The following is a 22,691-nucleotide window of genomic DNA, read 5'->3' on the forward strand; positions in this document are numbered from 1 at the left end:
CCAGCCGGGCCGTACATCCTTCGAGACGCGCTACGCGCTCCAGGATGACGGGAATAACAGGGTGTGCGCCTCACATCCCGCTGAACAGCGCGCGCTCGGCTTCCACCGTCTCGTAGATGTAGTCCGCCACCGCGCGGATGCGGGCGAGGTCCTTGCTGTCGGCGTGCATCAGCAGCCAGAAGGTGCGGGAGATCCGCACCTCGTCCGGCAGCACCGGCTGCAACTCGGGGTGGGCCGTCGCCATGAAGTGCGGCAGCACGGCGATGCCGAAGCCGGCGATGGTGGCGTTGAGCTGCGCGATCAGATTGGCGCTGCGGAATTTCGCCGAGATCTTTGGCGAGACCTGCGGCAGATAGTCGAGCTCCGGCGTGAACAAGAGCTCCTCGATGTAGCCGACGAAGCGGTGCTGCGGCAGGTCGGCGCGCGCAACAATTGCCGGCGCCTGGGCGAGATAGGCGGGTGCGGCATAAAGCCCGAGCGTGTAGTCCAACAGCTTGCGGCCGACGATGCGCCCTTCCTTCGGCATGGTCAGGCTGATCGCGATGTCGGCCTCGCGCTTGGAGAGCGAGAACAGCCGCGCGGTGGCGACGAGCTGCAGATCGAGATCGGGATACCGCTCGGTGAACTTGACCAGCCGCGAGGCCAAAAAGTGGCTGCCGAAGCCGTCGGGCGCGCCGATCCGCACCGTGCCGGTGAGGTGGGCGCGCGAGCCGCCGACCGCCTCCTGGTTGGCGACGATGGTGGATTCCATCGCCTCCGCGCTGTCGGCGACGCGCTGGCCGGCCTCGGTCAGCAGATAGCCGGTCTTGCGCCGATCAAACAGTTTTGCGGAGAGGTGGCGCTCCAGCCGGTCGACACGGCGGATCACTGTGGCATGATCGACGCCGAGCTGCTTGGCGGCAGCCGAAACCGACCCGCCGCGCACGATGGCAAGCACGAAACGGAAGTCGTCCCAGTCGATTGTGCCGCCGCCTTGATCCAGCATTTCCGCACATCTATGGTGCAATTTATCGGACTTGAATCCCATAAAATGCAGGGTCAATAGGGTTTGTAAAGCGATCCCGCCGCGAGGAGCGGCGCTTCAGGTGCTTCAGGGAGGTTTTTCCATGCGCTCAATCGGACATTTCATCGGTGGCAAGGAGGTCAAGGGCACGTCGGGCCGTACGGCTGACGTCTTCGAGCCGATGACCGGCGACGTCCAGGCCAAGGTGGCGCTGGCCTCCAAGGCCGAGCTCCGCGCCGCGGTCGAGAACGCCAAGGCCGCGCAGCCGGAATGGGCCGCCACCAACCCGCAGCGCCGCGCCCGCGTCATGATGCGGTTCCTCGAGCTGGTGCAGCGCGACTACGACAAGCTCGCCGAGCTGCTGGCGCGCGAGCATGGCAAGACCGTTCCCGACGCCAAGGGCGACATCCAGCGCGGCCTCGAGGTCGCCGAGTTCGCCTGCGGCATCCCGCATCTGATGAAGGGCGAGTACACCGAGGGCGCCGGCCCCGGCATCGACATCTATTCGATGCGCCAGCCGCTCGGCGTGGTCGCCGGCATCACGCCGTTCAACTTCCCGGCGATGATCCCGATGTGGAAGTTCGCGCCGGCGATCGCCTGCGGCAACGCCTTCATCCTCAAGCCGTCGGAGCGCGATCCCGGCGTGCCGATGATGCTCGCCGAATTGATGATCGAGGCGGGCCTGCCGGCCGGCGTCCTCAACGTCGTCAACGGCGACAAGGAGGCGGTCGACGCCATCCTTGACGATCCCGATATCAAGGCGATCGGCTTCGTCGGCTCGACCCCGATCGCGCAGTACATCTACGAGCGCGCCGCGCAGACCGGCAAGCGCTGCCAGTGCTTCGGCGGCGCCAAGAACCACGCCATCATCATGCCGGACGCCGACATGGACCAGACGGTCGATGCGCTGATCGGCGCCGGCTACGGCTCCGCCGGTGAGCGCTGCATGGCCGTCTCGGTCGCGGTGCCGGTCGGCAAGACCACCGCCGACCGCCTGATGGAGAAGCTGATCCCGCGCGTCGAGTCGCTCAAGATCGGCACCTCGGTCGATCCGTCGGCCGATTACGGCCCGCTGGTGACCCGCGAGGCGGTCGAGAAGGTCAAGAGCTACATCGACATCGGCATCAAGGAAGGGGCGACGCTCGCGGTCGACGGCCGCGGCTTCAAGATGCAGGGCTACGAGAAGGGCTTCTATCTCGGCGGTTCGCTGTTCGACAACGTCACCAAGGACATGCGGATCTACAAGGAAGAGATCTTCGGCCCGGTGCTCTCGGTGGTGCGCGCCCACGACTATCACGAGGCGCTGGCGCTGCCGTCCGACCACGACTACGGCAACGGCGTCGCGATCTTCACCCGCGACGGCGACGCCGCGCGCGACTTCGCCGCCAAGGTCAATGTCGGCATGGTCGGCATCAACGTGCCGATCCCGGTGCCGATCGCCTATTACACCTTCGGCGGCTGGAAGAAGTCCGGCTTCGGCGACCTCAACCAGCACGGTCCGGACTCGATCCGCTTCTACACCAAGACCAAGACGGTGACCTCGCGCTGGCCGTCCGGCGTCAAGGAAGGCGCGGAGTTCTCGATCCCGACGATGAAGTAATTTCCGGGAACGTCATTGCGAGCGCAGCGAAGCAATCCATCTATCCCCCGCGTGGAAGAATGGATTGCTTCGTCGCTTCGCTCCTCGCAATGACGGTGGGGTAACCTTCAGGGCTAGGCGGCGAGATGCAGTTCGCTCTCAACGAGGACCAGATCGCGGTTCGCGACATGGCGCGGGCGTTTGCGGCGGAGAAGATCGCGCCGCGCGCGCTCGAATGGGACGAGACAAAGCACTTTCCAGTCGACGTGATGCGCGAGGCGGCAGGCCTCGGCATCGGCGGCATCTATATCAAGGACGATGTCGGCGGCTCGGCGATGACGCGGTTCGACGCGGCGCTGATCTTCGAGGCGCTGGCGACGGGGTGCCCGACCACGTCGGCCTTCATCTCGATCCACAACATGGCGTCCTGGATGATCGATGCCTACGGCAACGACATCCAGCGCCACACATGGCTGCCGAAGCTCTGCACCATGGAGCTGATCGCGAGCTACTGCCTGACCGAGCCGGGCGCCGGCTCCGACGCGGCCGCGCTGCGCACCCGCGCGGTGCGCGACGGCGATCATTACGTGCTCAACGGCCAGAAGCAGTTCATCTCCGGCGCCGGCAGCACCGACCTGCTGGTAGCGATGGTGCGCACCGGCGGCGACGGTCCGGGCGGCGTCTCGACGCTGGTGATCGACGGCAAGACGCCGGGCGTGTCGTTCGGCGCTAACGAGCGCAAGATGGGCTGGAATGCGCAGCCGACCCGCGCTGTGATGTTCGAGAACGCGCGCGTGCCGGTCGCGAACCGGCTCGGGGAGGAGGGCATCGGCTTCAAGATCGCGATGGCCGGCCTCGACGGCGGCCGCCTCAACATCGCGGCGTGCTCGCTCGGCGGCGCGCAGGCGGCGCTCGACAAGGCGTTGGCCTACATGAAGGACCGCAAGGCATTCGGCAAACGCCTCGACGAATTCCAGGCGCTGCAATTCAAGATCGCCGACATGGCGACCGAGCTGGAAGCTGCACGCACCTTCCTGTGGCGGGCGGCCGCCGCGCTCGACCGCAAGGATCCGGACGCTTCCATGCTGTGCGCGATGGCAAAACGGTTCGGCACCGATGTCGGCTTCGAGGTCGCCAACCAGGCGCTGCAGCTGCATGGCGGCTACGGCTATCTCAGCGAATACGGTGTCGAGAAGATCGTGCGCGATCTGCGCGTGCACCAGATCCTCGAAGGCACCAATGAAATCATGCGGCTGATCGTGTCGCGCAAGTTGATCGAGGGCGCGCGATGAATGATGCGGCAGCAGCCGAAGGCGATCTGATCGCGCGCAAGGAAGGTTCTGCCGGCATCATCCGGCTCAACCGGCCGAAGGCGATCAATGCCGTGACGCTGGAGATGTTCCACGACGTCGACAGGGCGCTCGATGCGTTCGAGGCCGATCCCGATGTCGCTGTCATCGTGCTGGAGGGCGCGGGCGAGCGTGGCCTGTGCGCCGGCGGCGACATCCGCGCGCTCTGGGAGAGCTCCAAGGTCAAGGGCGATCTCGGCAAGATCCTGTGGCGCGACGAATACATCCTCAACGCGCGGATCAAGAAGTTCCCAAAGCCCTATGTCGCCTTCATGGACGGCATCGTGATGGGCGGCGGCGTCGGGCTGTCGGCGCATAGCCGCCACCGCGTGGTGACGGAGCGGACCAAGCTCGCGATGCCCGAGGTCGGCCTCGGTTTCTTCCCCGATGTCGGCGGCACCTATCTGCTGTCGCGCTCGCCGGGTGAGATCGGCACCTATTTCGGGCTCACCGGCACCACCATGAACGGACCCGATGCGATCTACGCCAAATTCGCCGACGCCGTGGTGCCGAGCGCAAAGCTGCCGGCGCTGCGCGAGGCGCTGACCAAGGTTACGCCGGGTACGAGTTCGGCCGAGATTGATCGGCTGATCGGAGGCTTCGCCACTAGCGAGACGGCTGGCCCTGTCGCCGCGATGCAGGCCAAAATCGACGGCTGGTTCGCACACGGCCGGATGGAGGACGTCGTCGCCGCGCTGACGGCCGACGGATCGGATATGGCGCAGGCCGCGCTAAAGACGCTCAGTGAGAAGTCGCCGCGCGGCATGGTGGTGACGCTGAAACTGCTGCGGCTGGCGCGCGCGACCGCGACGCTGGAAGAGTGCCTGAAGCGCGAATATCGCGCCGCGCTCGAGGTGTTCGCCAGCGACGATTTCCGCGAGGGCGTGCGCGCAGCCGTCATCGACAAGGATCGCAATCCGACATGGTCGCCGGCCGGGATCGAACAGGTGACGCCGGAGATGCTCACGCCTTACTTCGCCGAGATCGGCGCTGACGAATTGAAATTTCCCGACAGCAAATAGAAACGTCGCAAGCGGAGGACTTCCCATGGCAAACGTCGCATTCATCGGGCTCGGCAATATGGGCGGGCCGATGGCCGCCAATCTGGTCAAGGCCGGCCACAAGGTGACCGCGTTCGATCTGGTCGCAGCGTCTCGCGATCAGGCCAGGAGTGACGGCGCCGCGATCGCCGAGAGCAGCGTTGCTGCGGTGAAGGGCGCCGATGTCGTCATCACCATGCTGCCGGCCGGCAAGCACGTGCTCGGCGTCTGGAACGAGGTGCTGCCGGCGATGGCCAACGGCGCGCTGATCATCGACTGCTCGACCATCGACGTCGAAAGCGCAAAGCAGGCGCATGTGCTGGCTGCCAAGCACGGCTTGGCCTCGGTCGATGCGCCGGTCTCCGGCGGCACCGGTGGCGCCAAGGGCGCGACGCTGACCTTCATGTGCGGCGGCGAGCCGAAGGCATTCGCGGCGGCCCAGCCGATGTTGGCAAACATGGGCAAGAAGATCGTGCATTGCGGCGCGGGCGGTGCAGGGCAGGCAGCCAAGATCTGCAATAATATGATCCTCGGTATTTCCATGATCGCGGTCGGCGAGGCTTTCGTGCTCGCCGAAAAGCTCGGCCTGTCGCACCAGGCGCTGTTCGACGTCGCCTCGACCTCGTCGGGACAGTGCTGGTCGCTGACGACCTATTGCCCGGTTCCCGGCCCGGTGCCGACGTCGCCGGCCAACAACGATTACAAGCCGGGTTTTGCTTCGAACCTGATGGTCAAGGACCTGACCCTGGCGCAGGACGCCGCCAATGCCGCCGGCGCGGTCACGCCGCTCGGCAAGCACGCGCAGGAGATCTATAAGACCTTCGACGCGTCGGGCCACGGCGGGGTCGACTTTTCCGGAATTATCCAGCACGTTAGGGCCCTTGCCCCGAAGTAAATCGCCGTCATCCTGAGATGCGAGCGGAGCGAGCCTCGAAGGATGGAAAGATGGTGTCCGTGGCCATCCTTCGAGACGCCGCGCAATGCGCGGCTCCTCAGGATGACGACAGAATACGTGGTGAAGCCGGATGACCACATTTCAGGACGCACGCGCCTTTCTGCTCAAGCACCGCACCGACTACGACGCCGCGGTGAAGGGATTTCGCTGGCCCGATCCGGTGCCGTTCAACTGGGCGCTCGATTGGTTCGATGCCGAACTGGCGCGAAATCTTGACAGCCGCGACCGGCCGGCGCTGTGGATCGTCGATGCCGCCAGCGGCAACGAGACCAAGCTTTCCTTCGCCGAGCTGTCGCGCCGCTCAAGCCAGGTTGCAAATTTCCTGCGCGCGCAGGGGCTGAAGCGCGGCGATCATCTGTTGCTGTTGCTCGGCAATGTCGTGCCGCTGTGGGAGACCATGCTGGCGGCGATGAAGCTCGGCGTCGTCGTGATCCCCGCCACCACGCTCTTGACCGCGGATGAATTGCGCGACCGGCTCGACCGCGGCAAGGCGAGGGCGGTGGTCGCCACGCAGGATCAGGTCGCGAAGTTCGTCGGCCTCGGCAGCGACAAGCTCGCCCGTATCGTGGTCGGCGCGACGCAGCCGCAGGACGGCTGGCTGCCGTTCGAGGATGCGGCGAAGGCGCCCGAGGCGTTCACGCCCGATGGCCCGACCAAGGCCGACGATCCGATGCTGCTCTATTTCACCTCGGGCACCACGGCAAAGCCGAAGCTGGTGCGGCACAGCCAGCGCAGCTATCCGGTCGGCCATCTCTCGACCATGTACTGGATCGGCCTGCAGCCCGGCGACATCCATCTCAACATCTCCTCGCCCGGCTGGGCCAAGCATGCCTGGAGCTGCTTCTTCGCGCCGTGGAATGCCGGCGCAACGATCTTTATCGCGAATCAGCCACGCTTCGAGGCGAAGGGACTGCTCTCGATCATCGGCCGCTGCGGCGTGACCACGCTGTGCGCGCCGCCCACGGTGTGGCGGTTGTTCATCCAGGAAGAGCTCGCAAGCTTCAAGGTCTCGCTGCGCGAGGTGTGCGGCGCCGGCGAACCGCTCAATCCGGAGATCATCGACCAGGTCAAATCGGCCTGGGGGCTGACCATCCGCGACGGCTACGGCCAGACCGAAACCACCGCGCTGGCCGGCAACTCGCCGGGACAGGAGGTCAAGGTCGGCTCAATGGGCCGGCCGCTACCGGGCTATCGCGTGCAGGTCACCGACAATGACGGCCACGCCGCGAAGGAAGGCGAGGTGACCTTGCTGCTCGGCGCAGACCGGCCGGCGGGCCTGATGCAGGGCTATCAGGGCGACGACGGCAAGCTGATCGGCACCGACGGCGAGATCTATCGCAGCGGCGACGTCGTGTTCACCGATGACGAGGGTTATCTCACCTTCGTCGGCCGCACCGACGACGTGTTCAAATCCTCCGACTACCGCATCTCGCCGTTCGAGCTGGAGAGCGTGCTGCTCGAGCACGACGCGGTGGCGGAAGCCGCCGTGGTGCCGAGCCCGGACCCGATCCGGCTGGCGGTCCCGAAGGCCTATGTGCTGCTGGTATCAGGCGTCGAACGAACGCCGGAGACCGCGCTGTCGATCTTCAAACATTTGCACACGCGGCTCGCACCGTTTAAACGCATCCGCAAGATCGAGCTGGTCACCGAACTGCCGAAGACGATTTCTGGAAAAATCCGTCGTGTGCAGTTGCGCCGGCTCGAACACGACGATGTCAGAAGCGATGCGTTGCGCGGGGTCGAGTTCCGCGAGGAAGAATTTCCGGAGCTGCAGAAGGTGCGGACCTCCGGTTAGCAGAGGTTAGCCAATGAACGAAGTCTGGAAGAAGCCGCCGGTGTCGCTGGAAACCTACCAGGGCATGGTCGGCAAGGAGATCGGCGTGTCCTCGTGGCACCTGCTCGATCAGGGCCGCATCGACACCTATGCCGACGTGATCGAGGATCACCAGTTCATTCATGTCGATCCCGAGCGCGCCAGGAAGGAGACCGCCTTCGGCACCACGATCGCGCATGGCTTCCTGACGATGTCGCTGATGTCGATCATGTCCTACGAGGTGATGCCGGTGCTCGAGGGCACCGCAATGGGCGTCAATTACGGCTTCGACAAGCTGCGCTTCATCTCGCCGGTGCGCTCGGGCAAGCGCGTCCGCGGCCGCTTCGTGCTGGCCGAAGCCACGCTGCGCAAGCCCAAGGAGTTGTTGTCGCGCACCAACGTCACGGTCGAGATCGAGGGCGAGGAAAAGCCCGCGCTGGTCGCCGACTGGCTCGGACTGATCTATTTCAGCTAGGGTCACAAGACGCGGTTGTGTTGCAACCGCGAAGAGTTGCGCCACCTCTCCCGCAAGCGGGGGAGGTGCAGCGAGCCACCCCAATCTGATTTTTTTGGCGATGCTCTGCTCTGGCCCATGTGGCGCATTGACGGCTGTGTTCCCTGGTGTCCATGATGCCCGCTTTAGGCGGTGCGGTCCCGGGAGTGGCAGCCATGGTGCAAAACATCGTCGCCGGAATTGTCGTAGTCGCTTTGATTGTGATCGGTGCGATTAGCTACGCTCAAGAGCATCACGAGTGCTGGAGCGGACATCTGCTCAAAAGCCTGAAACCCTGCGGGTCGATGACCCCTTCGGTCTAGCGCGCCCGCTGGCCGTCCTTGGCTGCCCCGGCCGGGCTTGACCCGGCCATCCATCGCTGCTCAAAAGTCTCCAACCTTTTCATGCCGCTCGGGCACTAACCCTCTCCCCTTGTGGGAGAGGGTGGCGAAATCGAGCGGAGCGAGATGAAGCCGGGTGAGGGGTCTCTCTCCGCGTGCTCATCCGTGGAGAGAACCCCTCATCCGGCGCGCTCGCGCGCGCCACCTTCTCCCACAAGGGGAGCAGGGAAGTCAGAGCAGGAATGACAAGCATGGCAATCAGGTTTGACGGACGCGTCGCTATCGTCACCGGCGCGGGCAATGGTCTCGGACGGGCGCATGCGCTGGGGCTCGCCGGCCGCGGCGCCAAGGTGGTGGTCAACGATTTCGGCGGCGCGCGCGACGGCACCGGTGGGTCGCTGTCGCCGGCCGAGACCGTGGTCGAGGAGATCCGGAAAGCCGGCGGCACCGCGATGGCCGACGGCGCCGACGTCTCGAACTTCGAGCAGGTCACCGCGATGGTCGAGCGCGCCACCAAGGAGTGGGGCAGCGTCGATCTCTTGTGCGCCAATGCCGGCATCCTGCGCGACAAGTCGTTCACCAAGCTCGAGGTCGCCGACTGGGCCAAGGTGCTCGACGTGCATCTCACCGGCACCTTCTTCTGCTGCAAGGCGGTGTGGGCCGGCATGCGCGAGCGCAATTACGGCCGCATCGTGCTGACGACCTCGTCGTCCGGCCTGTTCGGCAATTTCGGCCAGGCCAATTACGGCGCGGCGAAGGCCGGCATGGTCGGCCTGATGAACGTGCTCGCCGAAGAGGGCCGCAAGAACAACATCAAGGTCAACACCATCTCGCCGACCGCTGCGACCCGCATGACCGAGGAACTGCTGCCGCCGCAGGCGCTGGCGCTGATGAAGCCGGAAGCGATCACGCCCGCGGTCGAATTCCTGCTCTCGGAAGACGCACCGACCCGCACCATCATGGGCGCCGGCGCCGGCTCGTTTGCCGTGATCCGCGTGCTGGAGACCGAAGGCGTCAACCTGCCGCAGTCCGAATGGACGCCGGACGGCGTCGCCGCGCACTTCAACGCGATCAGCGACATGTCGACCGCGAAGGCGCTGCAGGGCGCGTTCGAGCAGACGCAGAAGTATGTCGCCCAGGCCGCCGCGCGGGCCGGGATCAAGCTCTGAGCATGACCGTCGCCGTCATCGGAGCCGGGCCTGCCGGCCTGATGGCGGCGGAGGTGCTTGCGCACGGCGGCGCTGAGGTCACCGTCTACGACGCGATGCCGTCGGCGGGCCGCAAGTTTCTGATGGCCGGCCGCGGCGGGCTCAACCTGACCCACTCCGAACCGCTGCCGGATTTCCTCAAACGCTATCGCGAGGCAATGCCGCGCTTGGCGGCTGCGGTCGAGGCATTTCCGCCCGATGCCTTACGCGCCTGGAGCGATGCGCTGGGGCAGCCGACATTCGTCGGCAGCAGCGGCCGCGTATTCCCCGAGGCGTTCAAGGCGTCGCCCCTGCTGCGCGCCTGGCTACGGCGGCTCGATTCCGCGGGCGTCGCGTTCACATTCCGGCATCGCTGGGTTGGATGGGACGCGCGCGGGGGACTGCTGTTCGAGACGCCGGACGGCCAGCGCACAGTCAATGCCGATGCAACCGTGCTGGCGCTCGGCGGCGCGAACTGGCCGCGGCTCGGCTCGGACGGCGCCTGGGCGGAGATCCTCACCGCGAAGGGCGTTGCGGTGGCGCCGATCAAGCCAGCCAATTCCGGCTTCACGGTTGCCTGGTCGAATATCTTCCGCGACCGGTTCGAGGGCCAGCCGCTCAAGGGCGTCGCGCTCACGATCGGCTCGCATACGGTGCGCGGCGAGGCCATCGTCACCGATGCCGGCATCGAAGGCGGTGCGATCTATGCGCTGTCGGCGGAATTGCGCGAGGCGGTGCTCGCGAAGGGAACGGCGACACTGACGGCGGCGTTGCGGCCCGATGCTGCGGGCGACGAACTGGTCGCGCGTCTGTCGGCGCCGAAGGGCAAGCAATCCCTTTCCAATTTCCTGCGCAAGGCCGCGCAGCTCTCGCCGGTCGGCATCGGGCTGTTGCAGGAGGCGACCGTCGCCGCCGGCCGTTCGCTGACCGCGCTGCCGCCGGCGGAATTGGCCGAGCTGATCAATGCGGTGCCGATCAAGGTCACCGGCGTGGCGCCGATCGCTCGCGCGATCTCGAGCGCCGGCGGGATCAGGTTCGACGAACTCGACACGCAGTTCATGCTGCGGCGGCTGCCCGGCGTCTTCGTGGCCGGCGAGATGCTCGATTGGGAAGCGCCGACCGGCGGCTATCTGTTGCAGGCGTCGTTTGCAACCGGCGTCGCAGCTGGGAGGGGCGTGTTACGATGGTTCGTGCAGAAATCGTAGCTCTGTAGGATGGGTAGAGCCAACGGGGCCGCGCTTTGCGCGGACCCGTTGGCTCTACCCATCCTACGCGATGCCGCTCATTCCGAGCCCGTCTTCGTCGCGATGTCCGTGATCAAGCCGAGCACACCGAACGCCGCAGCCACTGCGCACACAGCTGTCCAGCCACCAAAGCTCCACGCCGCGGATGCCGCTGCCGCGCCGACGGCGCCGCCGATGAAGAACAGCGCCACGAACAGGCCGTTGATGCGGCCGCGCGCCTCGGGGCGCAGCAGGTTGACGGCGCGGCGGCCGAGCGTCTGGTCGGTGGTGATGCCGAGATCGAGCAGGATGGTGCCGGCGCTCAGCACGACGAGTGCTGCGATCCGCGACTCCATCACCCCGGCCCACGCGCACAGCGCCAGCGATGCCGATATCAGGAGGTGCGAGCCGATCAGCATCGGCCGTGCCAGGCCACGGTCGCCCCAGCGGCCGGCCAGCGGTGTCGCGACAGCGCCGGCAACGCCGATCAGCGCGAACAGCGCGATCCCCCTGGCGTCGAGCTTGAACGGCGCATCCGGCAGGCGCAGCGCCACGGCGGCCCAGAACGCGGTGAACGAGGCCATCACCAGCGCCGCGGTCCAGGAGCGGACGCGCAGTACCGGCTCCTCGCGCAGCAGTGTCGGGAACGAACGCAGCAGCGCGCCGTAGCTGACCTTCGCCGCCGGCTGCAGCGTCGGCAGGGTGCGCGCCAGCGCGCCGGCGAGCACCGTCATCAGCACGGCCGAGGTGACATAGTAGCCGCGCCAGTTCCAGCTGTCCGCGATCACGCTCGCCATCGGCCGCGACAGCAGGATGCCGATCATCAGGCCGCTCATCACATCGCCGATCGCCTGTCCCCGGCGCTCCGGCGGCACCATCGACGCCACCAGCGGCACTACCATCTGGATCGCGGCGCACGACGCGCCAAGGATGAAGGTGGCGGCCAGCAGGATCAGCGGCGTCGGCGCCATCGCGGTGCCGATCGCCGCGACGATAGCGCAGGCCAACGTGCGCAGGATCAGCCGCTTGTTCTCGACGAGGTCGACCAGCGGCACCAGCAGCAGCAGCCCGAGCGCGTAGCCGAGCAGGGTCAACGTCGAGATCAGGCCGGCCTCTAGCGCGGTCATGCCGAGCGAGCGGCCCATCAGGCCAACGAGGATCTGCGGCGCAAAGAGATTGGTGACGACGGTGCCGGTCGTGATGGCGCCGATCCAGATCAGCGGACGCACGGCGACGGTGCGCGCCGGGGAGAGTTTGGTGGCTTCGGAGATGGTCATGGGACCTCGCGATGGAGTGGCGAGGCCCCCTTTAGGGGATCGGGATAATATGCTACAATTCAAATAAGATGATGAAGAATATGCGAGATTATTATGAACACCCATGACCTCGTGGCGTTCGTCGCCGTCGTCGAGACCGGATCGATCGTCGCGGCCTCGGCGCGGCTGAACCTGACCCAGCCCGGCGTGACGCGGCGGATCCAGAATCTCGAGGAGATGCTCGGCGCGCAGCTGCTCGACCGGCTATCGAAGCCGCTGAAGCCGACGGCGGCGGGAATCGAGGCCTATGAGCAGGGCCGCCGGCTGCTGCGCATGCTCGACGACCTCAAGTCAGGCGTCGCCAATGACGGCGTGGTGCGCGGTGAGTTCAGGCTCGGCCTGACGCCGTTTTTGTCGGAGGCGGGGCTCACCGGTCCGCTCGACGCGGTGCGCGGCGAATTTCCGGCGCTGGCGGTGCGTGTCGTCTCGGGCTGGTCGCCCAACCACATGGAGCGGGTCAGCCGCAACGAGCTCGATGCCGCTGCAATCTGTTTGCCTGACGGCACCGCGCCGCCCGACGATCTCGCGGCCGACGATCTCGGCGCGCAGCCGGTGGTGTTCGTCGTCGCGCGCGACATGAAGACGCCGAAGTCGGTCGATCTCGAATGGCTGTCGCGGACCGGATGGGTGATCAACCAGGACGGCTGCGGCTTTCGCCAGACGCTGAAGCGTCAATTCGATGCGGCGCATCTGCCGTTCAACATCGCGGTCGAGGCGCTCGACAGCGAGCTGCGCCTCTCGCTGGTGGCGCGCGGGCTCGGCATCGGCCTCGTGACGCCGGTGGCGCTGAAACGAAGCCCGATCCGCAGCCGGCTCAAGGCCGTGAAGATCGCCGATTTCAATCCCGCAGTCCGCGCCTGGATCGTGCATCGCCCGCCCGCCGGCCGCTTGGCGCGGCCGATCGAGGTGTTTCGCGCGGCGCTGGACCGCGAGCTGCAGGCGCTGATGCGAGAGTAGCGAGGTTTGTGCGCTGCGCGACCTTTGGCCCGTCGCCGCCCTTCGAGGCCTCCGCTTCGCTACGGCACCTCAGGGTGACGGCTTCAAGAGAGCGTCGTCCTGAGGTGCGCGCGAAGCGAGCCTCGAAGGATGCGCGGGCGCTCAGTCAGCGCAGCTTGCCCCGCGCCGTCACCGGCAGCGCACCGATGATCTCGTCACCGCGGACCATCACGACCTCGTCCATCATGTTGACGACGACGCAGACATGATTGGGCACGATCCGCACCACGTCGCCGACATTGGGCCGCGTGTTGCTGCGGGACAGGTCGAGGAAGCCGTGCTCCTCGGCGAAGCGCGCGATCCTGGCCTCCGGATGTTCGAGGATCAGGCCGTGGCCTTCGAGGCCGCCGGTGTCCGAGGTCAGCGTCTTGGAGCCGGCATCGAGGATGCCGCGCTCGGGGCCGGCGCGGCTGACGACAGTGGAATAAATATGCAGCGCGCAATCGTCCCAGGTCGCGACGCCGGCCGCGACCTGCATGCGGTCGTTGTAGATGTAGGTACCGAAGCGATGCTCGGTGCCGCCCTTCAGTTTGCCGAGGTTCTTCAGGTTCGGCGTGCCGCCGGTGGAGACGATGGTCGCGTCGAGGCCGTGGGCGCGCACGCCGGCCAGCGCCTCGTCATAGAATTTCTGCGCATCGGCCCAGCCGGTCTCGGTCGGGTAAAGCATGAAGCCCGCGAAGCTGAGGCCCTTGGAGGCTGCGATCTCGCGCGCCAGCGCGATCGCCTCGGCCGGGGTCTCGACGCCGGCGCGCTTGCGGCCGGTGTCGCATTCGACCACGACCGAGAGCGGGCGGCCGGAGGCGGCGGCGGCCTTCGGCAGGTCGCCGACGACGACGGAATTGTCGGCTGCGACGGTGACGCTGGCCTTTGCTTGCAGCGCGCCGAGCCGCGCCATCTTCTCGTCGCCGAGCAGATTGTAGCTGATCAGGATGTTGTCGATGCCGGCGTCCGCCATGATCTCGGCCTCGCCGAGCTTCTGGCAGGTGATGCCTTTGGCGCCGGCCTTGATCTGCAGCTGCGCCAGCATCGGGTTCTTGTGCGTCTTGATGTGCGGACGGTTGGCGACGCCGGCCTCGTCGCAGGCCTTCTGGATGCGCGCGATGTTGCGCTCGATCCGGTCCATGTCGATCACGGCGCAGGGCGTGCCGTATTCCTTGGCGATCTTGGCGGCGAGGGGCGTCGTCATCGGGGTGGCTCCATTGCAGAGTTTCCGTCATTGCGAGCGGAGCGAAGCAATCCATCTGTCCGCGTTTGCAGATGCATGGATTGCTTCGTCGCTCCGCTCCTCGCAATGACGGCAAGAATCATTGTGTTCATGCCTGTTCGATCTCTTCGCGCAGGACTTCGAGTTCGAGCCAGCGGTCCTCGGCGGCAGCGAGCTCTTGCTGCGCCTTTGCGATCGCGGCCGAGGCGGCGTCGAATGTCTTGCGATCCTTCGTATAGAGATCGGGATCGTCGAGCAGCTTCTGCTGCTTGGCGATCTCGTTGTGCAGCTTGTCGATCGTCTTCGGCAAGGTTTCCAGCGCGTGCTTCTCGTTGAAGCTCAGCCGGCGCCTCGGTGCTGCTTCGGGCGCCGCGGCTTTGGCTTCCTTCTTCTCTTCGGTCGCGGCTTCCGCCTTCACCGTCTCGCGCTTCACGTCGGCGCCGCGCTGCGCCAGCATGTCGGAATAGCCGCCGGCATATTCGATCCAGCGTCCCTGGCCTTCGGGCACGATCACCGACGTCACCACGCGGTCGAGGAAGTCGCGGTCGTGGCTGATCAGGATCACCGTGCCTTCGTAATCGCCGAGCATGTCCTCGAGCACGTCGAGGGTTTCGAGGTCGAGGTCGTTGGTCGGCTCATCCAGGATCAAGAGGTTCGACGGCTTGGCCAGCGCGCGCGCCAGCATCAGGCGGCCGCGCTCGCCGCCGGAGAGCGCTTCGAGCGGCGTGCCGCGCTGCTCCTGCGCGAACAGGAAATCCTTCATGTAGCCGATGACGTGCTTCGACTTGTCGCCGACCATCACATGGTCGCCGCGGCCGCCGGTCAGCGCCTCGGCCAGCGTCAGCTTCGGATCGAGGCTCTCGCGGTGCTGGTCGAGGGTTGCCATCTCGATATTGGCCCCGAGCCGCACCGAACCGGAGTCGGGCGGATCGTTGCCGATCAGCAGGTGCACCAGCGTGGTCTTGCCGGCGCCGTTGGGACCTACGATGCCGAGCCGGTCGCCGCGCTGGATCCGGGTCGAGAAGCCGTCGACGATCCTGCGTTCACCGAACGCTTTCGCGATGTTCTTGGCTTCGATCACCAGGCGGCCGGACTTTTCGGCTTCGGCGGCGGGGAGCGTTGCATTGCCGGTGGCGCCGCGATAGTTGCGGCGCTGGTCTCGCAGCGCGAAGAGATTGCCGAGCCGCTTGACGTTGCGCTTGCGGCGGCCGGAGACGCCGTAGCGCAGCCAGTGCTCCTCGTTGACGATCTTGCGGTCGAGCTTGTGCTGCTCGCGCTCTTCCTCGGCCAGCACCTCGTCGCGCCACGTCTCGAAGGCGCCGAAGCCGCGCTCGATCTGCCGGATCTGGCCGCGGTCGAGCCAGGCCGTGGTGCGCGACAGATTGGTGAGGAAGCGGCGGTCGTGGCTGATCAGCACCAGCGCGCAGCGCCGGCTTTCCAGTTCGGCCTCGAGCCATTCGATGGTCGGCAGGTCGAGATGGTTGGTCGGCTCGTCCAGCAGCAGGATATCGGGCGAGGGCGCCAGCACGCGCGCCAGCGCCGCGCGGCGCGCCTCGCCGCCGGAGACATGCGCGGAATCTTCCTCGCCTGTGAGGCCGAGCTGCTCAAGCAGATAGCGTGCCTGGTAATGGTCGTCGCCGGGCCCGAGGCCGGCCTCGACATAGGCGAGCGTCGTCTTATGCTCGCCGAAATCCGGCTCCTGCGGCAGATAGCGGATGGTGGCGCCGGGCTGCACGAAGCGGCTGCCGGCGTCAGGCTCGACCAGGCCGGCCGCGATCCGCAGCAGGGTCGACTTGCCGGAACCGTTGCGGCCGATCAGGCAGACGCGCTCGCCGGCGGAGACCGACAGCTCGACGCCCGTCAGCAGCGGCGTGCCGCCGAAGGTCAGGCTGATGTCCTTGAGCTGGATCAGAGGAGGCGGAGCCATCGCGCTAACCCGGCTGGCTCGCCTGCGCCTGCTCGGCGCGACGGCGCTGGATACGGCGGATGGTCTGGTCGAGCGTCGACAGGAAGGTCGAGCGGTCGCGCGGCGAATATGATTTCGGCCCGCCGGTGATCTCGCCCGACGAGCGCAGATCGGTCATCAGATTGCGCACCGCGAGCGTCATGCCGATCGACTGTTCGGTGAACGGCTTGCCGTTCGGCGCGATCACATCGGCGCCGGCCTTGACGCAGCGGCTCGCCAGCGGAATGTCCGCCGTGATCACGACGTCGCCTTCATGCGCGCGTTCCGCGATCCAGTCGTCGGCCGCATCCATGCCGGAACCGGCGGCGATGCGCTCGATCAGCGGATCCTGCGGCACGCGGATGAAATTGCCCGCGACCACGCTGACGGGCACGCCGAGCCGGATCGCGACGCGATAGATCTCGTCCTTCACCGGGCAGGCGTCGGCGTCGACATAGATGCGGGTGGGAGCAGGGGTTTCAGTCATCGATTCCAGGGTTGGCAGGCGCGGCCTGCGTGTACTCCATCGGGCGGAAAATAGCGAGCAAAACGAGAGGCTTGTCACGCTGCCCGGTTCGACTACGATTGCCTGAGAAAAACAACGGAAATAAGGGGAAACCCCATGGATTCGAAGACGGCTTCGCTGACCTACCGCGTCTCGGCGTACAACACCTCGAAACTGTCGGAGAACAAGATCCACGACGACACGGTGGCGCGGAAGTTCGGCTTTTCCGGCGGGCTGGTGCCCGGCGTCGACGTGATGGCCTACATGATGCACCTGCCGGTTGAGAAATGGGGCCGCGACTTCCTCGCGCGCGGCCTGATCGAGGCGCGCTTCGTCAAGCCGGTCTATGACGGCGAGATCGCGGAATTGACCGGCCAGGAGACCGGCAATGGGCTGACGATCGAACTCCACAGCCGCGGCGAGCTCTGCGCGACCGGCACCGCATCGCTGCCGCCGTCGGCGCCGAAATTCGTGCTCGACGACTACAAGCAGGTCGCAGCGGTCGCCGAGCGCAAGCCGGTCAGCGCGTCGTCCTATGAAGAGGGCAAGTGGCTCGGCACCATCCCGCGCGACTGGTCGGGCGATGCCGCGAAGGAGTATCTCGCCGATATCAGGGAGACCGACCCGATCTACTTGCGCGAAGGTCTCGGCCATCCCGGCCTGCTGCCGCGGGTGATGAACAAGTTGCTGGTCGACAATGCGATCCTCGGGCCCTGGATCCATGTCGGCACCCGCATGCAGCTGCTGTCGGCGGGCAAGATCGGCGACGAATTGACCGCGCGCGCCAAGGTGACGGGCAATTACGACAAGAAGGGCCACCGCTTCGTCGAGCTCGACGCGCTGGTGCTCGGCAACGGTGTGCCGCTGGCGCATTGCTGGCACATCGCGATCACCCAGCCGCGCGAGCAGGCCGCGGCGTAACTTTCCACCTCTCCCCGTTCTTCACGGGGAGAGGTCGGATCGCATCGCAGATGCGATCCGGGTGAGGGGCAAGGCACAATTCCAGTTACAACGACCTTGCTCGCCGGATGGAGCCCCTCACCCCAGCCCTCTCCCCGCAAGAGCGGGGCGAGGGAGCAGGAGAGCCCTTATGCCGCGCTCGCCTTGGCGTCCTGGATCGCGCGCCAGACGCGTTCGGGCGTCAGCGGCATGTTGATGTGCTTGATGCCGTACTCCGACAGCGCGTCGACCACGGCGTTGACGATGCAGACGAGGCTGCCGGCGCAGCCGGCCTCGCCGCAGCCCTTGGTGCCGAGCGGGTTGGATTTCGCCGGCGAGGGATGATCGCCGACCAGCATCGACGGCACGTCGCCGGCACGCGGCAGCGCGTAGTCCATGAACGAGCCGGTGATCGGCTGGCCTGATGCGTCGTAGCTGACTTCCTCCATCAGCGCCTGGCCGATGCCCTGCGCGACGCCGCCATGCAGCTGGCCCGCGACGATCATCGGATTGACCACGACGCCGAAATCGTTGACCGCCGAGTAGCGCACGATCCGCGTCACGCCGGTGTCGGGATCGATCTCGACCTCGGCGACGTGGCAGCCGTTCGGGAACGTCGACGCCGTCTCCTTGGTGGCGTGATCGACGTCGAGCGTCTCCGGCGTGCCCTCGGGCATCTTGCTCTCGCGCATCCGCTCGGCGAGCTCCATGATGCCGATCGAGCGGTCGGTGCCGGCGATGGTGAAACGGCCTTGGCCGAATTCGATGTCGGCCTCGGAGGCCTCCAGCATGTGCGCGGCGGCCTTCTTGCCCTTCTCGACCACGAGCGCGGAAGCCTCGACGATCGCTTGCCCCGTCGCGGTGATCGAGCGCGAGCCGCCGGTGCCGTTGCCGAACCGCACCAGATCGCTGTCGCCCTGTTCGAGCGTGATCTTCTCGAAGGGCACCCCGAGCTGGTCGGACAGCACCTGTGCGAACGGCGTGGCGTGGCCCTGGCCGTAATCCAGCGTGCCGGTGGTGAGCTTCACCGCCCCGTCGGGCTCGAAGCTGATCTTGCCGAGCTCGCCGCTCGGCGGCGCGGTGACCTCGAGATAGGAGCCGACGGCGATGCCGCGCAGCTTGCCGCTCTTTTTGCTTTCCTTCTTGCGCTTGGCGAAGTTGTCGTAGTCGGAGATCTCCAGCGCCTTCTGGAACACGCCGGCGAAATCGCCGCTGTCATAGGTGACGCCGGACGCCGCCGGGAACGGCAGCTGCGACGGCTTGATGAAGTTGCGCTTGCGCAGCGTGAAGCGGTTGATGCCCATCTCGTCGGCGGCCGCATCGATCAGCCGCTCCATGTAGTAATTGGCCTCGGGCCGGCCGGCGCCGCGATAGGCGCCCATCAGCGTGGTGTTGGTCAGGACCGTCTTGATGTCGACGCCGAGCAGCGGCGTGCGATAGACGCTGGCGAGGTTCTTGCCGGTGTTGAGCGACAGCGGGCCCGGCGCGACGCCGGTGATGTAGGCGCCGAGATTGCCGTAGCCGGACAGCCGCACCGCGAGGAACTTGCCGTCGGCATCGAGCGCGAGCTCGGCATGGATCAGCTGCGCGCGGCCCTGGCTGTCGGAGAGGAAGCTGGTCGAGCGCTCGTCCAGCCACTTCACCGGACGGCCCAGTTCACGCGCAGCATGCGCGATGCAGGTGTATTCGGGATAGTTGAGGTTCTTCATCCCGAACGAGCCGCCGACATTGCCGGTGAGGATGCGGACCTTGTCGGCGGGCACGTTGAGCAGGCGTGCCAGGATCGCCTTGTTGCCGGAGACGCCCTGGGTCGGCACCTGCAGCGTGAAGCGTTCGGTTTTCTTGTCGTAATGGGCGAGGGCGACGCGCGGCTCCATCGAGACCACGGCGACGCGGGTGTTGACGATGTCGAGCTTGGTGACGTGCGCCGCGCCGGCGAACGCCGCCTCGATCTTGGCGGTGTCGCCATAGTGATAGTCGAGCGCGACGTTATCAGGGATGTCGTCATAGAGCTGCGGCGCGCCGGGCGTGGCGGCTTCAGCCGCGTCGGTCACCGCCGGCAGCGGCTCGATATCGACCTCGACGGCTTCGGCGGCATCGCGCGCCTGCGCCGCGGTCTCCGCGACCACGAAGGCGACGGGATCGCCGACGAAGCGCACCTTGTCGGTCACGAGCGCGGGGCGGTTGGTCTGCTTGAGCGGGGAGCCATCGCGGTTCTTCAGCGGCAGGCCGCAGGTGAAGGGGTTGTAGCCGGCGGCCGCAAGGTCAGCGCCGGTCCAGACCCCGAGCACGCCCGGCATCGCCCCGGCCGCCGCCGTATCGATGCCCTTGATGATTCCGTGGGCATGCGAGGAGCGAACCATCCAGCAATAGGCCTGGCCGGGCAGCGAGAAATCGTCGGTGTATTTGCCCTTGCCGCGCACCAGGGTGTCGTCCTCCTTTCGTCGAACAGGTTGTCCGACACCGTATTTTTGCAGTGCGATAGCGTTTTCGAGGGAGGCAGGCGGCGTGTGATCTTGCATCGAAAATGACCTGAAATGCCCGGATTTGCTGGAGTTTGGGGGCGCTGAGGAGATAACGCACACCCCCCTTAACGACAACGCCCGATTGGGCATGGACCCAATGTGAACGGAGTTTGCGTAGGGCTTTGACGCTGCTAAAGTTTCCGTGAACGATAATTATTCGGCGGGCCTAAAGGATCCTACGGATCCCCTGGGGTCCCGCGGAAAGACAGTTTTGATGAACGACCATGTGCGGCTTTGCGACGGCCCCCCGGCCAGCGAAGCCCCGCCAGGGTTGGTTGCGGCAGCGGCGGAAAGTGGCGTCTACGCCGCGCTGGACCTTGGCACCAACAATTGCCGGCTGTTGATCGCCTGTCCCACCGGCGACGGGTTCCGCGTGGTCGATTCATTCTCGCGGATCATCAGGCTCGGCGAGGGCATCGCCGCCACGGGCTCGATCAGCGAGGCCGCGATTGAGCGGGCGATTGCCGCACTGGCCATCTGCAGCGACAAGATTCGCTATCGCAAGGCGCGCCGGCTCCGCCTGATCGCCACCGAGGCCTGCCGCGCCGCCGGCAATGCCGAGAGCTTCCGCGCGCGGGTGGCGGCCGAGACCGGCATCAAGCTCGAGGTGATCGATCGTGAGACCGAGGCGACGCTCGCGGTGATCGGCTGCTCGCCGCTGCTCGATCCGAAGGGGCGGGGCGCCATCCTGTTCGATATCGGCGGCGGCTCGACCGAGCTGGTGCGGATCGAGCGCGACCCCAACGCGCCCGACGCGGCGCCACGCATCAAGGCATGGATGTCGATCCCGCTCGGCGTCGTCACGCTGGCCGAACATTTCGGCGGCAAGAACGTCACCAGGGATCTGTATGCGCGGATGATCGATGAGGTTGCGCGGCACGTCGCGCCGTTCGCGGCCGAGCACGGCAAGGATCTGCGCGACATGCACATGCTCGGCACCTCCGGCACCGTGACCACGCTCGCCGGCGTGTTCCTCAATCTGTCGCGCTACGACCGCCGCCGCATCGACGGCATCTGGATGAACGATTGCGACGTTACCGCGACGATCCAGAAGCTGCTCGGCATGAGCTATGAGGCGCGCGTCAACAACAACTGCATCAGCGTCGAGCGCGCCGATCTGGTGCTCGCCGGCTGCGCGATCCTAGATGCGATCCGCAACGCGTTCCCGATGCCGCGGCTCCGCGTCGCTGATCGCGGCCTGCGCGAGGGCATGCTGGTCGAGATGATGCGCGAGGACGGCGCGCTGCGGGCGTGCTAGAGCTTCTCTTGCCTCGCCCCGCTTGCGGGGAGAGGCCGGATTGCATGTCAATGCAATCCGGGTGAGGGGGACTTTCCACGAGCGCATCTCTCACCTTCATTGCGGAACCAGCCCCTCACCCCAACCCTCTCCCCGCAAGAGCGGGGCGAGGGAGTAGAGAAGCAGTATGGCGAAAGACACCACCGGGCGGCTGCACGTCACGGTCAAGAGCGCCGGCAAGCGCAAGCTGTCGTCAAAACTCTGGCTCGAGCGCCAGCTGAACGATCCCTATGTCGCCAAGGCCAAGGCGATGGGCTACCGCTCCCGCGCAGCTTTCAAGCTGCTCGAGATCGACGACAAATACCGTCTGCTCAAGCCGGGCATGACCGTGGTCGACCTCGGCGCGGCGCCCGGCGGCTGGAGCCAGATCGCGGCCAAACGCACAGGAGCAGTCGACGGCAAGGGCAAGGTGGTCGCAATCGATCTGCTGGAGATGGGCGAGATTCCCGGCGTCACCTTCGCGCAGCTCGACTTCCTCGACCACGACGCGCCGGAAAAACTGATCGCGATGATGGGCGGCCGCGCCGACATCGTGATGTCCGACATGGCCGCCAACACCACCGGCCATCGCAAGACCGATCAGCTGCGCATCATCGGCCTGGTCGAGACCGCCGCGCATTTCGCCGGCGAGGTGCTCAATCCCGGCGGCACGTTCCTGGCAAAGGTGTTCCAGAGCGGCGCCGACGCCGAGTTGGTGGCGCAGCTGAAGCGCGATTTCGCGACCGTCCGCCACGTCAAGCCGGCCGCCAGCCGGCAGGATTCGTCGGAGCGCTACGTGCTGGCGACGGGATTTCGCGGGCAGCAACAGCCGTCATTGCGCGGGGCGTAGCGGCGACGCGTTCGCCGAAGCCTCCGCGAAGGCAATCCAGATCCCTCATAGGGCCCGGCCGGAGCGCTGCCCGGTACGCGAGCGCGTCGCGAGCTGACCTGAATCCATTGGAACTCTTTCCGTTACGGCGTATTCTATCTTCCCGGCGCGGT

At 66.4% G+C, this 22,691-nt stretch carries 19 protein-coding genes; 13 read left to right on the forward strand and 6 right to left on the reverse strand.

All coding sequences use genetic code 11. From position 1 onward, the window contains the following. Window positions 1-70: 70 nt before the first annotated feature. Window positions 71-985, reverse strand: coding sequence for a LysR family transcriptional regulator (locus ACVIHF_RS10990; RefSeq protein ID WP_456792038.1), 915 nt, complete (start codon window positions 983-985; stop codon window positions 71-73). 121 nt (window positions 986-1,106) lie between these two features. Here ACVIHF_RS10990 and ACVIHF_RS10995 point away from each other — a divergent pair, with 121 nt between their 5' ends. The 9 genes from ACVIHF_RS10995 (at window position 1,107) to ACVIHF_RS11035 (ending at window position 10,965) form a co-directional block, all read left to right on the forward strand. Beyond that, a complete protein-coding gene (locus tag ACVIHF_RS10995; protein ID WP_456792039.1) occupies window positions 1,107-2,603 on the forward strand; it encodes a CoA-acylating methylmalonate-semialdehyde dehydrogenase in 1,497 nt (498 codons plus the stop codon). 125 nt (window positions 2,604-2,728) lie between these two features. Then, window positions 2,729-3,874, forward strand: coding sequence for an isobutyryl-CoA dehydrogenase (locus ACVIHF_RS11000; RefSeq protein ID WP_456792040.1), 1,146 nt, complete (start codon window positions 2,729-2,731; stop codon window positions 3,872-3,874). After that, window positions 3,871-4,953: an enoyl-CoA hydratase/isomerase family protein gene (locus ACVIHF_RS11005; RefSeq protein ID WP_456792041.1), complete on the forward strand. Its 1,083-nt coding sequence runs from the start codon at window positions 3,871-3,873 to the stop codon at window positions 4,951-4,953. The genes ACVIHF_RS11000 and ACVIHF_RS11005 overlap by 4 nt, the downstream gene beginning before the upstream one ends. 25 nt (window positions 4,954-4,978) lie before the next feature. Continuing rightward, window positions 4,979-5,866, forward strand: coding sequence for a 3-hydroxyisobutyrate dehydrogenase (gene mmsB, locus ACVIHF_RS11010; protein ID WP_456792042.1), 888 nt, complete (start codon window positions 4,979-4,981; stop codon window positions 5,864-5,866). A gap of 130 nt (window positions 5,867-5,996) precedes the next feature. After that, the gene (locus ACVIHF_RS11015; RefSeq protein ID WP_456792043.1) at window positions 5,997-7,721 is read left to right on the forward strand and encodes an AMP-binding protein; all 1,725 of its coding nucleotides are present in this window, start codon (window positions 5,997-5,999) and stop codon (window positions 7,719-7,721) included. A 13-nt stretch (window positions 7,722-7,734) separates the two neighbouring features. Beyond that, window positions 7,735-8,214, forward strand: a complete 480-nt coding sequence (locus ACVIHF_RS11020; protein ID WP_016846543.1) for a MaoC family dehydratase — start codon at window positions 7,735-7,737, stop codon at window positions 8,212-8,214. A 194-nt stretch (window positions 8,215-8,408) separates the two neighbouring features. Next, window positions 8,409-8,555, forward strand: coding sequence for a hypothetical protein (locus ACVIHF_RS11025; protein WP_225159189.1), 147 nt, complete (start codon window positions 8,409-8,411; stop codon window positions 8,553-8,555). Window positions 8,556-8,824: 269 nt separating this feature from the next. Next, entirely contained in the window at window positions 8,825-9,742 is a 918-nt protein-coding gene (locus ACVIHF_RS11030) for an SDR family NAD(P)-dependent oxidoreductase (RefSeq protein WP_253609106.1), read from the forward strand. Between the two features lie 2 nt (window positions 9,743-9,744). Further along, a complete protein-coding gene (locus tag ACVIHF_RS11035) occupies window positions 9,745-10,965 on the forward strand; it encodes a TIGR03862 family flavoprotein (RefSeq protein WP_456792044.1) in 1,221 nt (406 codons plus the stop codon). A gap of 77 nt (window positions 10,966-11,042) precedes the next feature. Here ACVIHF_RS11035 and ACVIHF_RS11040 read toward each other — a convergent pair whose 3' ends face one another. Further along, window positions 11,043-12,260 (reverse strand): MFS transporter, encoded by a 1,218-nt coding sequence (locus ACVIHF_RS11040; RefSeq protein WP_456792045.1) that lies wholly within the window; start codon window positions 12,258-12,260, stop codon window positions 11,043-11,045. Window positions 12,261-12,353: 93 nt separating this feature from the next. Here ACVIHF_RS11040 and ACVIHF_RS11045 point away from each other — a divergent pair, with 93 nt between their 5' ends. After that, a complete protein-coding gene (locus ACVIHF_RS11045; RefSeq protein ID WP_456792046.1) occupies window positions 12,354-13,256 on the forward strand; it encodes a LysR family transcriptional regulator in 903 nt (300 codons plus the stop codon). Between the two features lie 145 nt (window positions 13,257-13,401). Here ACVIHF_RS11045 and ACVIHF_RS11050 read toward each other — a convergent pair whose 3' ends face one another. The 3 genes from ACVIHF_RS11050 to ACVIHF_RS11060 form a co-directional block, all read right to left on the reverse strand. Then, window positions 13,402-14,481 carry a D-TA family PLP-dependent enzyme gene (locus ACVIHF_RS11050; protein ID WP_456792047.1) on the reverse strand — a complete coding sequence of 360 codons (1,080 nt, stop codon included), beginning with the start codon at window positions 14,479-14,481 and terminating at the stop codon, window positions 13,402-13,404. Between the two features lie 127 nt (window positions 14,482-14,608). Continuing rightward, complete coding sequence (locus ACVIHF_RS11055) at window positions 14,609-16,426, reverse strand: ABC-F family ATP-binding cassette domain-containing protein (protein WP_456792048.1); 1,818 nt, start codon at window positions 16,424-16,426, stop codon at window positions 14,609-14,611. A gap of 4 nt (window positions 16,427-16,430) precedes the next feature. Continuing rightward, window positions 16,431-16,931: a YaiI/YqxD family protein gene (locus ACVIHF_RS11060; protein WP_057020032.1), complete on the reverse strand. Its 501-nt coding sequence runs from the start codon at window positions 16,929-16,931 to the stop codon at window positions 16,431-16,433. 135 nt (window positions 16,932-17,066) lie between these two features. On the opposite strand from ACVIHF_RS11060, the gene ACVIHF_RS11065 reads away from it, so the two are divergent. Then, window positions 17,067-17,870 (forward strand): hypothetical protein, encoded by an 804-nt coding sequence (locus tag ACVIHF_RS11065; RefSeq protein WP_456780845.1) that lies wholly within the window; start codon window positions 17,067-17,069, stop codon window positions 17,868-17,870. 167 nt (window positions 17,871-18,037) lie between these two features. Here the strand turns inward: ACVIHF_RS11065 and ACVIHF_RS11070 are convergent, their stop codons facing one another. Beyond that, the gene (locus tag ACVIHF_RS11070; RefSeq protein ID WP_456792049.1) at window positions 18,038-20,410 is read right to left on the reverse strand and encodes a xanthine dehydrogenase family protein molybdopterin-binding subunit; all 2,373 of its coding nucleotides are present in this window, start codon (window positions 20,408-20,410) and stop codon (window positions 18,038-18,040) included. A 217-nt stretch (window positions 20,411-20,627) separates the two neighbouring features. On the opposite strand from ACVIHF_RS11070, the gene ACVIHF_RS11075 reads away from it, so the two are divergent. Together ACVIHF_RS11075 and ACVIHF_RS11080 are read left to right on the forward strand one after the other, a co-directional pair. Then, complete coding sequence (locus tag ACVIHF_RS11075; protein ID WP_456780843.1) at window positions 20,628-21,671, forward strand: Ppx/GppA phosphatase family protein; 1,044 nt, start codon at window positions 20,628-20,630, stop codon at window positions 21,669-21,671. A 166-nt stretch (window positions 21,672-21,837) separates the two neighbouring features. Further along, the gene (locus ACVIHF_RS11080; protein ID WP_456780842.1) at window positions 21,838-22,539 is read left to right on the forward strand and encodes an RlmE family RNA methyltransferase; all 702 of its coding nucleotides are present in this window, start codon (window positions 21,838-21,840) and stop codon (window positions 22,537-22,539) included. Window positions 22,540-22,691 lie beyond the last annotated feature (152 nt).

It is taken from the genome of Bradyrhizobium sp. USDA 4506, from assembly GCF_054058795.1.

Coding starts and splice junctions, on each gene's coding strand:
- ACVIHF_RS10990 (WP_456792038.1), bottom strand. CDS start 985: ATGCTGGATCAAGGCGGCGGCACAATCGACTGGGACGACTTCCGTTTC.
- ACVIHF_RS10995 (WP_456792039.1), top strand. CDS start 1,107: ATGCGCTCAATCGGACATTTCATCGGTGGCAAGGAGGTCAAGGGCACG.
- ACVIHF_RS11000 (WP_456792040.1), top strand. CDS start 2,729: ATGCAGTTCGCTCTCAACGAGGACCAGATCGCGGTTCGCGACATGGCG.
- ACVIHF_RS11005 (WP_456792041.1), top strand. CDS start 3,871: ATGAATGATGCGGCAGCAGCCGAAGGCGATCTGATCGCGCGCAAGGAA.
- mmsB (WP_456792042.1), top strand. CDS start 4,979: ATGGCAAACGTCGCATTCATCGGGCTCGGCAATATGGGCGGGCCGATG.
- ACVIHF_RS11015 (WP_456792043.1), top strand. CDS start 5,997: ATGACCACATTTCAGGACGCACGCGCCTTTCTGCTCAAGCACCGCACC.
- ACVIHF_RS11020 (WP_016846543.1), top strand. CDS start 7,735: ATGAACGAAGTCTGGAAGAAGCCGCCGGTGTCGCTGGAAACCTACCAG.
- ACVIHF_RS11025 (WP_225159189.1), top strand. CDS start 8,409: ATGGTGCAAAACATCGTCGCCGGAATTGTCGTAGTCGCTTTGATTGTG.
- ACVIHF_RS11030 (WP_253609106.1), top strand. CDS start 8,825: ATGGCAATCAGGTTTGACGGACGCGTCGCTATCGTCACCGGCGCGGGC.
- ACVIHF_RS11035 (WP_456792044.1), top strand. CDS start 9,745: ATGACCGTCGCCGTCATCGGAGCCGGGCCTGCCGGCCTGATGGCGGCG.
- ACVIHF_RS11040 (WP_456792045.1), bottom strand. CDS start 12,260: ATGACCATCTCCGAAGCCACCAAACTCTCCCCGGCGCGCACCGTCGCC.
- ACVIHF_RS11045 (WP_456792046.1), top strand. CDS start 12,354: ATGAACACCCATGACCTCGTGGCGTTCGTCGCCGTCGTCGAGACCGGA.
- ACVIHF_RS11050 (WP_456792047.1), bottom strand. CDS start 14,481: ATGACGACGCCCCTCGCCGCCAAGATCGCCAAGGAATACGGCACGCCC.
- ACVIHF_RS11055 (WP_456792048.1), bottom strand. CDS start 16,426: ATGGCTCCGCCTCCTCTGATCCAGCTCAAGGACATCAGCCTGACCTTC.
- ACVIHF_RS11060 (WP_057020032.1), bottom strand. CDS start 16,931: ATGACTGAAACCCCTGCTCCCACCCGCATCTATGTCGACGCCGACGCC.
- ACVIHF_RS11065 (WP_456780845.1), top strand. CDS start 17,067: ATGGATTCGAAGACGGCTTCGCTGACCTACCGCGTCTCGGCGTACAAC.
- ACVIHF_RS11070 (WP_456792049.1), bottom strand. CDS start 20,410: ATGCAAGATCACACGCCGCCTGCCTCCCTCGAAAACGCTATCGCACTG.
- ACVIHF_RS11075 (WP_456780843.1), top strand. CDS start 20,628: ATGAACGACCATGTGCGGCTTTGCGACGGCCCCCCGGCCAGCGAAGCC.
- ACVIHF_RS11080 (WP_456780842.1), top strand. CDS start 21,838: ATGGCGAAAGACACCACCGGGCGGCTGCACGTCACGGTCAAGAGCGCC.